Genomic DNA, 13,295 nt, shown 5'->3' on the forward strand with positions numbered 1-13,295 from the left:
CCATGTCGTTTGCAGCACAGACCAAAAAAGAACTAACGATGATCGAAAGCGAACCGTGCTGCGAAAAGGCGGAACTTTCAGCCCTCATCCGTATGCTTGGTGCGGTGCAGTTATCGAATAAAAAAGTCATCTTGGATATTTCGACGGAGAATGCCGCCATTGCAAGACGGGCATACTCTCTGCTTAAAAAGCATTTTCAAGTGCATACGGAATTGCTTGTCCGCAAAAAAATGCGGCTGAAAAAGAACAATGTATATATTGTTCGGATTCCAACCATGGTACAGGTGATTTTAAAAGATCTGTACATTGTTTCTGAAGGATTTCTGTTTACTCCCGGGATCAGTGGAGAGCTGTTCAAAAATAACTGCTGTAAACGTGCTTATCTTCGAGGAGCATTTATGGCAGGAGGCTCGGTCAACAATCCCGAAGGTTCATCCTACCACCTGGAGATTGCATCCATGTACGAGGAGCACTGTCAGGCCCTGGTGGACCTGGCGAATGAATTTCATCTCAATGCCCGGTGTATAGAACGCAAAAAAGGATTTATCCTATACATTAAGGAAGGCGAGAAAATCATTGAACTGCTCAGTATCATTGGTGCACATCAGGCTCTTTTCAAGTTCGAGGATGTGCGTATCATGCGAGATATGCGTAATTCCGTCAACCGAATCGTCAATTGTGAGACGGCGAACCTGAACAAAACGATTGGAGCAGCCGTCAGACAGATCGATAACATCAGATTGTTGCAAAAGGAAGTTGGTCTGGAGTCGTTGCCCGAAAAGCTTCGTGAAGTGGCTGAAGTCAGACTTGCCCATCCGGATATCAACTTGAAGGAAGTAGGCGAACTGCTTAAGGGTACAGTAAGTAAGTCCGGGGTGAATCACCGGCTTCGCAAGATTGATGAGTTGGCAGAGAAGGTTCGTACCGAGCGTTATGGTTAAATGAAGGGTAGGGCTACTAGCAAAACTGATTGCTTTGGTTTTCGCCTAAAGGTCAACTTAAAGTCAGCCTGTAAAGATCTTGGAGAGCTGCTCAGGTGTAATGAGGTGATGTAAAAAGGCTAAAATGGGTCATAATAATGACATCCAATCACCCTGAGTTTTTTCTTCTAGTGTCCTGCTCTGGTTATATGGTATAATGTTATAAATATAATTGTGTATTTAATGTCCAGATTTCATAATAGGGGGTAAGTTTCCATGACAAAGCACCCGGTAGTTGTCCGTTTGAAAACGGGTCTCCATGCCAGACCTGCGGCACTGTTCGTTCAAGAAGCGAATAAGTACTCATCTGAAGTGTTCGTCGAGAAGGACGACAAAAAAGTAAATGCAAAAAGTATCATGGGGATCATGAGCCTTGCAATCAGTACTGGTACGGAAATCCAGATTAGTGCAGAAGGCGCGGACGCCGAACAGGCTGTAAACGCTTTAGTTAGTCTGGTAAGCAAGGAAGAGCTTGAGAACCAATAAGATATGATTTGAACTCAATGAAGAAGTCCCGAAAGGGGCTTTTTTGCGTTTTATGACTGTCAAGTGCAACATTATGGAATTAAGCCCGTCTGTTAGGTATCAAATCGATTTGAGTTTGTGATGTTAAAACTTAAGGAGGCTAACGTAATGGGTAAATTATGGATGAAACCGCTGGGCGCGGTGATGGTCGCAGGTACATTGCTAGTAGGAGGTACTGCTTGGGTGGCACCTAGTAACTATGCATATGCTGCTGAGGTACAGGGGGTACAGCAAAACGTGATTAACGTTGTGGGTACAGGTGAGATTCAGGTGAAGCCTGACATCGCTTATCTTTCCATTGGAGTGAACAGTACGGCAGATACCGCAGCCTCTGCGCAAAAAGCGAATGCAGCGAAAATTCAAAAGGTTAGCAATCTGCTGAAAAGTACGTGGAAAATCAGTGCGGATGATATTCAAACCAGCCAGTTCTACGTACAGCCTGACTACACGTATAGTGAAAAAGACGGACAGAAGATCAAAGGGTACACAGCTCATCACACATTGACTGTAACTTACCGGGAGATGGACAAGATTGGTGAACTCCTGGATGCTGCATCCCAAGCTGGTGCCAACAATATTGAAAATGTACGTTTTACGGTAGAAAAACCGGAGAGCTTTGAAGCTCAGGTAATTGAAAAAGCTGTTGCTAATGCTGATGTAAAAGCTGGAGCTATTGCAAAAGCGGTTAAACGTCAACTGGGTGCTGTTCTCTCCGTGAGCCAAGGTGACGCCAATGTACCTGTGTTCTATGCAAGTGAGGCTTTGATGTCCAAAGCAACAGCTGATTCTGCTGGTAGCACAGAAATTGAAACAGGACAGGTTAAAGTAAGCACAACGCTGAATATTACTTATGAAATGAAATAAGTGAAGTAAAGTAAATAAAAGCTGGATGTCCGTTAAAAAATATGCTTGAGCGGGCGAAAGGCAATAATGACAAAGACGTTGTCCATCGGACAGCGTCTTTTTTGTTATAAAGGCGCACTTTGATGAAGTTTGGAAAGAAGAGGTGAAATATGACGAAATGAATTGCTGGTTTTTGGTATCTTTTTTGTCCATTTGTTCGTAACAAAACCTTCATTATAGACATCTGGATCGAACAACATTGTAACTGGAGCTGTAAACCTTTCCGCAATTGGGTTAATTATAATAAAGAGGTGAGCGTATGAGGCATACGATCAAATCAGGATACATACGCAATGACACTCAAATTTGAATTCGAGAGAGGAGTTTTATATATGACATCATGGAAAAAATGGACTAGTGCACTACTGGCGGCAGGAATTATTGTGGGGAGCGGGGCTGTATGGCAGGATAGTTCTGTACAGGCAGCTTCAGTATCCACGAAAGTGACAACACCTACTGAGGTAACTCTGAAGTCGGGGGGCAAAACTCTTACTCAAAAAGGGCTCCTTCAAGGTGGCTCCACTTGGGTATCGCTTACCGCAGTGAAAGATGTTGCAGGTGGAAGCTTGAAATATGATGCAAAGGCTAAGGAGTACTCCTTAACGGCAGCTAATAATACGATGACCATCAGCCTGATTGATGGGGCACCGAGTGTTAGAATTAATAACTACTATCCACAAGTGGAAGCGAAGCTGATCAATGGCCGATTGTATATTCCGTTTTCTGCAATGAGAGATTATTTGGGTGTTCAGGGCAACTGGGATGGCAAAGCCAAGACACTGACGCTGAGCAAAGTGAAGCAAAATAGCGTGACAGTCAAAGCGGCAACAGTGAAAGTCAGCATCAAGAACGCTGAAGTCGATATTCAATATCCTCAGGTTAGCGGACTGGCTAACGATAAAGCAGAAGCAGCTATCAACAAGGTGCTGAAAGATGAAGTCGATGCTTTTGTAGCAGATCTCAAAAAACAAACTAAGGAATTTGGTGACGCAGCAGCGAACCGTCCATATGCATTTGAGAGTTCTTATGTCGTGACATACAACGAAAATGGTGTGCTTGGACTCATTACGCAAAGTTATCAGGACTATGCAGGTGCACATGGCATGACTTTCCGTTCAGGTCACACCTTTGCTCTGGATTCCGGCAAGGAATTGAGTCTGGATGATGTAATTCAAAATAACAAAACTGTGCGTCAGACAGTAAGCAAAAAAGTCGGAGATCAGCTTAAAGCTAGCGGTGGTTACCTTGAAGGCTATAAAGGCCTGAATAAAGATCAGGATTTCTATGTAACACCAACAGGTGTAGTTGTATTCTTCCAGTTGTATGAGTATACAGCTTATGCGGAAGGCTTCCCAGAATTTCCGTTCACATACAAAGAGTTGCTTCCTAAAGGCACAGAGCCGTTCAGTGGCTTAACAGCAAACAAGTAAAGTATTAGATTTTCATTTCGTTGAAATGATGGCTAATAGCGTATGCGTATGCTCGGTTCGTAAATGTATCTTTAGTATTAGTGTTGGGCTTATTGCTAGCGTAACGCTATGAGAGTTAAAGTGAATCAATTAAATATGTATCATGCACTTTTAAATTATCTTCAAAAAAAGGACGCCCTCGTCATATTGACGAGAGCGTCCTTTTTTCATATATCCAACTCAACTGGGCGTTGCCGTTTGAGTTGGATATATGGTTTATCCGTTTAATTGGCGATTCGCCTCGGCTTAGATGCCTTGGGAACCTACGTTTTCAATAACTTTATCGATGATACCGTAATCGGCAGCTTCAGCAGCGCTCATAAAGTAGTCACGATCTGTATCTTTCTCAATACGCTCCAGCGGTTGGCCTGAGCGCTCAGCGATGATGCGGTTCAACGTATCACGCATTTTCAGGATGCGGCGGGCACGAATTTCGATGTCCGAAGCTTGACCTTGCGCACCACCAAGTGGTTGGTGAATCATGATTTCGCTGTTAGGCAATGCAAAACGTTTACCTTTGGCACCTGCATTCAACAGGAATGCACCCATCGAAGCCGCCATACCTACACAGATGGTAGATACATCCGGTTTGATGAATTGCATAGTATCGTAAATCGCCATACCGGCTGTAATGGAGCCGCCTGGGCTATTGATGTATAAGTGAATGTCTTTCTCCGGATCTTCCGCAGTAAGGAACAACATCTGTGCCATGATGGAATTCGCCACAACGTCATTTACATCACTGCCAAGGAAGATGATACGATCCTTCAGCAATCTGGAATAGATGTCATAGGCGCGCTCACCGCGGTTGCTCTGTTCAACGACCATTGGAATATAACTCACGTGAAAAACCTCCTCAGAAATGTAAATGTTAATTGGTGTTATATATAAACTGTTACCGTATTACCCACATCATAAACAATTCCAAACAAAAAGTCAAAGAAAGTCAAACTAAGTTTGAAAAAAAAAGAAACCTATTCGGTTTCATTGGTTAAGAGTGTTATGAGCTACTAATTAAGAATGGCGCGCCCGCCAAGAATCGAACTTGGATCTCAGGCTTCGGAGGCCTACGTCATATCCATTGGACCACGGGCGCACATTGATTATTGCTGCAAACATAGTTGCATAAAAGCAGTTTTGAAATAGAAGCTTCAAATATGTGACAGCAATAATGATTATAGCTCATGAGTAATTTAATTGCAAGCTGATGTTCGCTGTTTTGGTTTGGAATACCCTGAAATTGATCATGATGAAAATAAGTGGATAAAGAGCGCAAATAGGTAAATGCTAAAAGAGGTTTTGGACATGCCATATGAAAAACCATAGCAAGCAATATGTAGATGAGAATTTTACTTTGCTTCTATATATGGTGTCGAACAGGTTGTTCTCGATCATAGTAGATTGACATTGTGAAAATAAGCGCGTACAAACGCCTGAAACGTGTCGATTTAACGCTTCGAAACACTTGCATGTCACGTCAGTTTTAGGTAGAATAGACGTGGGACTTAAAAAGTTAACCCGGGACGTTTTGGGGCCATGAAAGAAAGCTTGGAACGAGAAGCTTGCGGGAGTGGAAAGCATGCGAACGATTTTAGAAGTGCAAAAGCAGCTTCTGCCTGATCTCATGGATGTCTTGAAGAAGAGGTATACGATTCTGCACCAGATCATGTTATCGGATGTGATCGGACGAAGAACGTTAGCTAATTCCATGCAGATGACCGAGCGGGTTCTGAGGGCTGAAACCGATTTGTTAAAGGCTCAGGGACTTATTGAAATTGACAGTGCAGGCATGAAGATCAGTGAGGCAGGGCATGAATTGCTGCAGCAGTTGGAACCCGTCGCCAAAGAGCTGTTCGGATTATCCGAACTGGAAGAGCGCATCAAGCAAGCCTACGGTCTGCAAAAGGTAGTTGTGGTTCCTGGTGATTCGGACATTTCTCCATTTGCCAAACGGGAACTGGGTAGAGCCGGAGCGAAGGCTCTGGGTAATATTATGACTGATAACGATGTTGTCGCCGTAACTGGCGGTTCAACAACGGCTGGAGTTGCAGAGCAACTGACTCCGCCAACATCGCTGAAAGGTGTCTGGTTTGTGCCGGCACGCGGTGGGCTGGGAGAAAGCCTCGAAATTCAGGCCAATACGATTGCATCCACGATGGCAAAACGGGTAGGGGCCCAATACAAACTCCTGCATGTACCGGATTTGCTTAGTGATCATGCCTACGAATCACTAATCCAGGACCCAAGTGTTCAGGAGATTCTGCAGCTGATTCGAAAATCGCGGATCGTCATTCATGGAATCGGTGATGCCGTAGAGATGGCACGGCGCCGTAAACTTGCGACAGAGATCATAGATGAACTTCAGGCGCAAGGGGCCGTATCTGAATCCTTCGGTTATTACTTTAATGATCAGGGTGAGGTGGTACACACCATGCTTACGCTGGGCATGCGACTCCAGGATATTGAACGAACCGATGTCGTGATCGGAATTGCAGGTGGCAAAAGCAAAGCTGCTGCTATTCACTCCGTGCTGCGATTTGGCCAGGAAGATATTCTGATTATTGACGAGGCTGCTGCCGAAGTCATCGTTGCCGAAATGGAATAAGAGTTTACTTTTCACCACAACCATTGTTGTCTTTACGGACTTCACGGTCTGTCTTGAATATATAAGTTTCATAAAAAAAATTAATCAAAACTTGGGAGGAACTTACTCATGATTAAAGTAGGTATTAACGGTTTTGGACGTATTGGACGCTTGGCATTCCGCCGTATTCAAAATGTAGAGGGCATTGAAGTAGTAGCAATCAACGACTTGACTGATGCTAAAATGCTGGCTCATTTGCTCAAATATGATACAACTCAAGGTCGCTTCGATGGCGATGTTGAAGTACACGATGGCTTCTTCAAAGTGAACGGTAAAGAAGTTAAAGTATTGGCTAACCGTAACCCAGAAGAACTTCCTTGGGGCGACCTGGGCGTAGATATCGTTCTGGAATGTACTGGTTTCTTCACAACTAAAGAAGCAGCTGAGAAACACCTGAAAGGTGGAGCTAAGAAAGTTGTTATCTCCGCACCAGCTACTGGCGACATGAAAACCATCGTTTACAACGTAAACCATGAAATCCTCGACGGTACTGAAACTGTAATCTCCGGCGCATCTTGCACAACAAACTGCCTGGCACCTATGGCAAAAACACTGCAAGACAAATTCGGAATCGTTCAAGGTTTGATGACTACAATTCACGCTTACACTGGCGACCAAAACACTTTGGATGCTCCACACCCTAAAGGTGACTTCCGTCGTGCTCGCGCAGCAGCTGAAAACATCATCCCTAACACAACTGGTGCTGCTAAAGCAATCGGTCTGGTTATTCCAGAACTGCAAGGTATCCTCGACGGTGCAGCTCAACGTGTGCCAGTAGCTACTGGTTCCCTGACTGAGCTCGTAACTGTTTTGAACAAAAAAGTAACTGCTGAAGAAGTTAACGCAGCTATGAAAGAAGCTTCCGATCCACAAACTTTCGGATACACTGAAGACGAAATCGTATCTTCCGATATCCAAGGTATCACTTTCGGTTCCCTGTTTGATGCAACTCAAACTAAAGTTCTGACTGTTGGCGACCAACAATTGGTTAAAACTGTAGCTTGGTATGACAATGAAATGTCCTACACTGCTCAACTGGTTCGCACTTTGGAGCACTTTGCAAAAATGATTAAGTAATATCTGCAATAACATAGAGCGGAAACAGATGCTATTGTTTCCGCTCTTTATATATCAACATTTTGCAAATTTCTCAAAAACACCAGGATTGACAAGGGATTTCAGCTCTTGATTGGTCCACCAAATACATGGGTGCGGAGGAAATACAGATGAACAAAAAAAGTGTACGCGATATCGAATTGACAGGAAAACGGGCTTTTGTCCGTGTAGATTTTAATGTGCCGCTCGAAGATGGTAAAATTACAGATGACAAACGTATTCGTGCCACGCTTCCTACGATCAACTACTTGATCGAAAAAGGCGCTAAAGTTATTTTGGCAAGCCACATGGGCCGTCCAAAAGGCGAAGTGGTTGAATCCATGCGTTTGACTCCAGCTGCTGAGCGTTTGTCCGAATTGCTCGGTAAAAAAGTCGTTAAAGCGGATGATTCCGTTGGCGAAACAGTAAAAGCTCAAATCGCTGAACTGAACAATGGCGACGTATTGTTGCTTGAGAACGTTCGTTTCCACGCAGGCGAAGAGAAAAACGATCCTGAATTGGCAAAACAATTTGCTGAACTGGCTGACGTATTCGTTAACGATGCATTCGGCGCAGCTCACAGAGCACACGCTTCGACAGAAGGTATCGCTCATTTGTTGCCAGCAGTATCCGGTCTCTTGATGGAAAAAGAACTTGAAGTGTTGGGCAAAGCAATCTCCAACCCTGAGCGTCCTTTCACAGCAATCATCGGTGGTTCCAAAGTTAAAGACAAAATCGATGTGATCGACAACCTGTTGAACATTGCAGATAACGTAATCATCGGTGGCGGCCTGACTTACACGTTCTTCAAAGCACAAGGACATGAAATCGGACAATCTCTGTTGGATGATTCCAAACTGGACGTTGCTCTTGGTTTCATTGAAAAAGCGAAAAAATTGGGCAAAAACTTCTACCTGCCGGTAGATATCGTTGTATCTGACGACTTCAGTGCAAGTGCAAACACACAAATCGTTGGTATCGACGGCATCCCTGCAGACTGGGAAGGCGTGGACATCGGACCGAAAACTCGTGCAATCTATGCTGAAGTGATCAAAAACTCCAAGCTGGTTGTATGGAACGGACCAATGGGCGTATTCGAAATTGAGCCTTTCTCTAACGGTACACGTGAGGTTGCTGAAGCTTGTGCAGAGACAGAAGCATACACCATCATTGGTGGTGGTGACTCCGCAGCAGCAGCTGAGAAGTTCAAATTGGCTGACAAAATGGACCACATCTCTACAGGTGGCGGTGCATCGCTCGAGTTCATGGAAGGCAAAGTGCTTCCTGGCGTAGTTGCATTGAACGACAAGTAAGCTTTAAGCTATAGCATGAAGGAGTTGAAAACCATGAGAACACCGATTATCGCAGGTAACTGGAAAATGTTCAAAACGGTTTCCGAATCCAATGACTTCATTCAGGAAGTTAAAGGAAAAGCGGAAGTTGAAGGCGTAGAGACTGTTATTTGCGCACCGTTTACGAATCTGCCATCCCTGGTAGAAGCCGTTAAAGGCACAAACATCAAAATTGGTGCACAAAATCTTCATTTTGAAGACAACGGTGCATTCACAGGTGAAATCAGCGGCGTGATGCTGAAAGACCTGGGTGTGGATTACGTCATTATTGGTCACTCGGAGCGCCGTCAATATTTTGCGGAAACCGATGAGACTGTCAATAAAAAGTTGCATGCAGCATTCCGTCACGGATTGACTCCAATCTTTTGTCTTGGTGAGACGCTTGAAGAGCGCGAAGCTGATCAAACGAAAGACGTGTGCAAAGTGCAAACGGAAGCTGCTTTTGCAGGTCTGTCCGCAGATCAGGCTGCACAAGTGGTTATCGCTTATGAGCCAATCTGGGCGATTGGTACAGGCAAATCCTCTACTTCCCAAGATGCGAATGAAGTTATTGCTTACATTCGTACGCTGGTGAAGGATCTGTACGACCAAAAGGTAGCAGATGCAGTTCGTATTCAATACGGCGGCAGTGTTAAACCTGAGAACGTAACAGAATACCTCGGACAAAGCGACATCGACGGCGCGCTTGTTGGCGGTGCCAGCTTGCAACCGGCTTCGTTCATCGCGCTTGTTGAGGGGGCGAAGTAATGACAGCTCCAAAACCTGTAGCACTGATCATTATGGACGGCTTTGGTCTTCGTAACACGGTGGAAGGCAACGCGGTAGCGCAAGCCAAGAAACCGAACTATGACCGTTTTATGAGCCAATTCCCACACACAACTCTCACTGCTTGCGGTGAAGCGGTAGGTTTGCCTGAAGGGCAAATGGGGAACTCCGAGGTAGGTCACCTGAATATTGGTGCCGGCCGGATCGTATACCAGGATTTGACTCGTATCTCCAAATCGATTCGTGACGGTGAATTTTACGACAATGAGACACTCGTTAAAGCTGTTCGCGAAGCGAAACAAAGCGGTAAAAAGCTTCACTTGTATGGTTTGTTGTCCGATGGCGGCGTACATAGTCACATCGACCACTTGTTCGCTATGCTGGATCTCGCCAAAAAAGAAGGAATGAATGACGTATACATTCATGCTTTCATGGATGGCCGTGATGTTATGCCAGATAGCGGTAAAGAGTTCATGCAGAAGCTGATTGCCAAAATCGAGGAAGTCGGTGTAGGACAAATCGCAACGGTTCAAGGTCGCTACTATGCGATGGACCGTGACAAACGTTGGGAACGTGTTGAGAAATCATATCGTGCCATCGTTTATGGTGATGGACCAAAATACACTGATCCACTCAAAGCAGTTGAAGAATCGTATGAAAAATCCGTATTTGACGAATTCGTTGAACCAACGGTTATCGTTAAAGCGGATGGCCAGCCGGTAGGTTTGGTGGAGAGCGGCGATTCCGTCATTTTCCTCAACTTCCGTCCTGACCGTGCGATCCAACTGTCGCAAGTATTCACGAACCAGGATTTCCGTGGTTTCGACCGCGGTCCGAAGTTCCCTGTGGGCTTGCACTTCGTGTGCCTGACCTTGTTCAGCGAGACCGTTGAAGGTTACGTGGCTTACTCGCCTAAAAACCTCGACAACACGCTGGGTGAAGTTCTGGTACAGAACAACAAGAAACAATTGCGTATTGCAGAAACCGAGAAATACCCGCACGTAACCTTCTTCTTCAGCGGCGGCCGTGATGTTGAGCTTCCGGGCGAAACACGCGTGCTGATCAACTCACCAAAAGTTGCAACGTACGACTTGCAGCCGGAGATGAGCGCGTATGAAGTAGCTGACGCATGTGTTCGTGAGATTGAAGCAGACAAACATGACGCCATTATTCTGAACTTCGCTAACCCTGATATGGTTGGACACTCCGGCATGCTGGAGCCTACCATTAAGGCAGTAGAAGTAACAGACGAATGCATGGGCCGTGTTGTGGATGCAGTTCTCGCTAAAGGCGGCGTTGTGCTGATTACTGCGGATCATGGTAACGCGGATATGGTGTTCGATGAGCAAGGACGTCCGTTCACTGCTCACACAACGAATCCGGTTCCACTCATCGTTACAGATGCTAACGTTACCCTGCGTGAAGGCGGAATCCTCGCGGATATCGCTCCAACGATTCTTGACCTGATGCAATTGCCTAAACCGGCTGAAATGACAGGTACATCTGTCATCGCTACCCGTAAATAATATAATTTTAATAGGTTATTGAATAAGGCCTAAGTTGAACCTTAACGAAGCGGGCAGAACCGATCTGTAGAAGCGAAGCGTTCGCCTTTATCACATGATTTCAACTTATAAAAACAAGTTCAAAGAAATCAGGGGATAACAGCGATCGGAAGACGGTACTGCATGCGGAGTGGCCTGGTGAAACTCAACTATTCTGAACGTATTAAAATAAAATTCCAAATTAAAAGGAGATTATCACTCATGACTATTATTTCTGACGTGTACGCTCGCGAAGTCCTTGACTCCCGCGGTAACCCTACAGTTGAAGTTGAAGTATACCTGGAGTCCGGCGCAATCGGACGCGCAATCGTTCCATCTGGTGCATCTACTGGTGCCCACGAAGCTGTTGAGCTTCGCGATGGCGACAAATCCCGTTACCTGGGTAAAGGCGTTCTGCAAGCTGTTAAGAACGTAAACGAAACAATCGCTCCAGAAGTAATCGGTATGGATGCATTGGATCAACTGGGTATCGACAAATTGATGATTACTTTGGATGGTACGCCAAACAAAGGTAAACTGGGTGCTAACGCAATCCTGGCTGTATCCATGGCTGTAGCTCGCGCAGCTGCTGACGCTTTGGATCTGCCATTGTACGTTTACCTGGGCGGATTCAACGCTAAAGTACTGCCAGTACCAATGATGAACATCATCAACGGTGGTGAGCATGCTGACAACAACATCGACGTTCAAGAGTTCATGGTTCTTCCAGTTGGAGCACCAAGCTTCAAAGAAGCTCTTCGCGTAGGAGCGGAAATCTTCCACAACCTGAAATCCGTACTGAGCTCCAAAGGTCTGAACACAGCTGTAGGTGACGAAGGCGGCTTCGCACCGAACCTTGGTTCGAACGAAGAAGCAATCACTACAATCATTGAAGCTATTGAAAAAGCAGGTTACAAACCAGGCGTTGACGTATTCCTGGGTATGGACGTAGCTTCCACTGAGTTCTACAAAGATGGTAAGTACACACTTGCTGGCGAAGGTAAATCTTACACTTCCGCTGAGTATGTTGACCTTCTGGCTTCATGGGTTGAGAAATACCCAATCATCACAATCGAAGACGGTATGTCCGAAGATGACTGGGATGGTTGGAAATTGCTCACTGAGAAATTGGGAGACAAAGTACAACTCGTTGGTGATGACCTGTTCGTAACGAACACAGAGCGTCTGGGTAGAGGTATCGAACAAGGTATCGGTAACTCCATCCTGATCAAAGTTAACCAAATCGGTACATTGACTGAAACATTCGATGCAATCGAAATGGCTAAACGTGCAGGATACACTGCTGTAATCTCCCACCGTTCCGGTGAGTCCGAAGACAGCACAATCGCTGACATCGCTGTTGCAACAAACGCGGGTCAAATTAAAACGGGTGCTCCTTCCCGTACAGACCGTATCGCGAAGTACAACCAATTGCTCCGCATCGAGGATCAACTGGGCGAACTGGCTCAATACAATGGTCTCAAAGGTTTCTACAACCTCAAAAAATAAGTTGTCTTACGACAACTCATGGGCAAGCCGGGTAACCGGCTTGCCTTTTTTATTAAGTTGATTTTAATTACTAAAGAAGATTAAAAGGGTTGAAAATGTTGGCTATATCTCAGTAATTGAGGAAATGCCACTACTTGTATCACGTTAATAGCTGTGTTACAATTAAAGTAACTGTTTTTATGGTGAGATGTTATGCCCACATGGGTAGGAGGTGGAAAGAATGGATATTGCTTTGAAATTGCTGCTCGTGGTGTTTTCGATCGGTCTAATCACTGTAGTATTGCTGCAGCACGGGAAAAGCGCTGGTTTGGCGGGTGCCATCTCCGGTGGTGCGGAACATCTTTTCGGTAAAACGAAAGCGCGCGGACTGGATCTTTTCCTGCAACGTGCAACAGTTGTACTGGGTGCAGGATTCTTCATTTTGTCTATCATCGTTACGGTTGTCTCCAAGTAAGAGTTGGAGTGCCTTATGTAACGCGATAGTTTCGAGCAGGAACGCTTGAATGATT

The 13,295-nt window shown here is 45.2% G+C and carries 12 protein-coding genes and 1 tRNA gene; 11 read left to right on the forward strand and 2 right to left on the reverse strand.

From position 1 onward, the window contains the following. The first annotated feature begins 2 nt into the window (after positions 1–2). The 4 genes from whiA to PTQ21_RS06075 all read left to right on the forward strand — a co-directional run bounded on the left by whiA (position 3) and on the right by PTQ21_RS06075 (position 3,838). A complete protein-coding gene (whiA, locus tag PTQ21_RS06060) occupies positions 3–941 on the forward strand; it encodes a DNA-binding protein WhiA (RefSeq protein ID WP_063566495.1) in 939 nt (312 codons plus the stop codon). A 255-nt stretch (positions 942–1,196) separates the two neighbouring features. After that, the gene (locus tag PTQ21_RS06065; protein WP_017691248.1) at positions 1,197–1,466 is read left to right on the forward strand and encodes an HPr family phosphocarrier protein; all 270 of its coding nucleotides are present in this window, start codon (positions 1,197–1,199) and stop codon (positions 1,464–1,466) included. Positions 1,467–1,613: 147 nt separating this feature from the next. Further along, on the forward strand, positions 1,614–2,369 hold the full coding sequence (locus PTQ21_RS06070) for an SIMPL domain-containing protein (protein ID WP_064641198.1): 756 nt from the start codon (positions 1,614–1,616) through the stop codon (positions 2,367–2,369). Positions 2,370–2,740: 371 nt separating this feature from the next. Next, positions 2,741–3,838, forward strand: a complete 1,098-nt coding sequence (locus PTQ21_RS06075) for a PdaC/SigV domain-containing protein (protein WP_274569140.1) — start codon at positions 2,741–2,743, stop codon at positions 3,836–3,838. A 285-nt stretch (positions 3,839–4,123) separates the two neighbouring features. On the opposite strand, the gene clpP is transcribed toward PTQ21_RS06075, so the two are convergent. Together clpP and PTQ21_RS06085 are read right to left on the reverse strand one after the other, a co-directional pair. Further along, positions 4,124–4,720, reverse strand: coding sequence for an ATP-dependent Clp endopeptidase proteolytic subunit ClpP (gene clpP / locus PTQ21_RS06080; protein ID WP_063566492.1), 597 nt, complete (start codon positions 4,718–4,720; stop codon positions 4,124–4,126). A gap of 178 nt (positions 4,721–4,898) precedes the next feature. Beyond that, positions 4,899–4,973, reverse strand: a tRNA-Arg gene (locus PTQ21_RS06085). Between the two features lie 483 nt (positions 4,974–5,456). Here PTQ21_RS06085 and PTQ21_RS06090 point away from each other — a divergent pair. From PTQ21_RS06090 to secG, 7 genes are all read left to right on the forward strand, one after another. Next, the gene (locus PTQ21_RS06090; RefSeq protein ID WP_063566491.1) at positions 5,457–6,482 is read left to right on the forward strand and encodes a sugar-binding transcriptional regulator; all 1,026 of its coding nucleotides are present in this window, start codon (positions 5,457–5,459) and stop codon (positions 6,480–6,482) included. Positions 6,483–6,590: 108 nt separating this feature from the next. Continuing rightward, complete coding sequence (gene gap / locus PTQ21_RS06095; protein WP_024629503.1) at positions 6,591–7,598, forward strand: type I glyceraldehyde-3-phosphate dehydrogenase; 1,008 nt, start codon at positions 6,591–6,593, stop codon at positions 7,596–7,598. Between the two features lie 149 nt (positions 7,599–7,747). After that, the gene (locus PTQ21_RS06100; protein WP_024629502.1) at positions 7,748–8,929 is read left to right on the forward strand and encodes a phosphoglycerate kinase; all 1,182 of its coding nucleotides are present in this window, start codon (positions 7,748–7,750) and stop codon (positions 8,927–8,929) included. Positions 8,930–8,962: 33 nt separating this feature from the next. Further along, on the forward strand, positions 8,963–9,715 hold the full coding sequence (gene tpiA, locus PTQ21_RS06105) for a triose-phosphate isomerase (RefSeq protein ID WP_063566490.1): 753 nt from the start codon (positions 8,963–8,965) through the stop codon (positions 9,713–9,715). Further along, complete coding sequence (gpmI, locus tag PTQ21_RS06110) at positions 9,715–11,259, forward strand: 2,3-bisphosphoglycerate-independent phosphoglycerate mutase (RefSeq protein WP_063566489.1); 1,545 nt, start codon at positions 9,715–9,717, stop codon at positions 11,257–11,259. The genes tpiA and gpmI overlap by 1 nt, the downstream gene beginning before the upstream one ends. Before the next feature lie 240 nt (positions 11,260–11,499). Then, positions 11,500–12,786, forward strand: a complete 1,287-nt coding sequence (gene eno / locus PTQ21_RS06115; RefSeq protein WP_063566488.1) for a phosphopyruvate hydratase — start codon at positions 11,500–11,502, stop codon at positions 12,784–12,786. Between the two features lie 220 nt (positions 12,787–13,006). Continuing rightward, complete coding sequence (gene secG, locus PTQ21_RS06120) at positions 13,007–13,240, forward strand: preprotein translocase subunit SecG (RefSeq protein ID WP_024629498.1); 234 nt, start codon at positions 13,007–13,009, stop codon at positions 13,238–13,240. The last annotated feature ends 55 nt before the right edge of the window (positions 13,241–13,295 follow it).

The sequence above is a fragment of the Paenibacillus marchantiae genome (genome assembly GCF_028771845.1).
Lineage (GTDB): Bacteria > Bacillota > Bacilli > Paenibacillales > Paenibacillaceae > Paenibacillus > Paenibacillus marchantiae.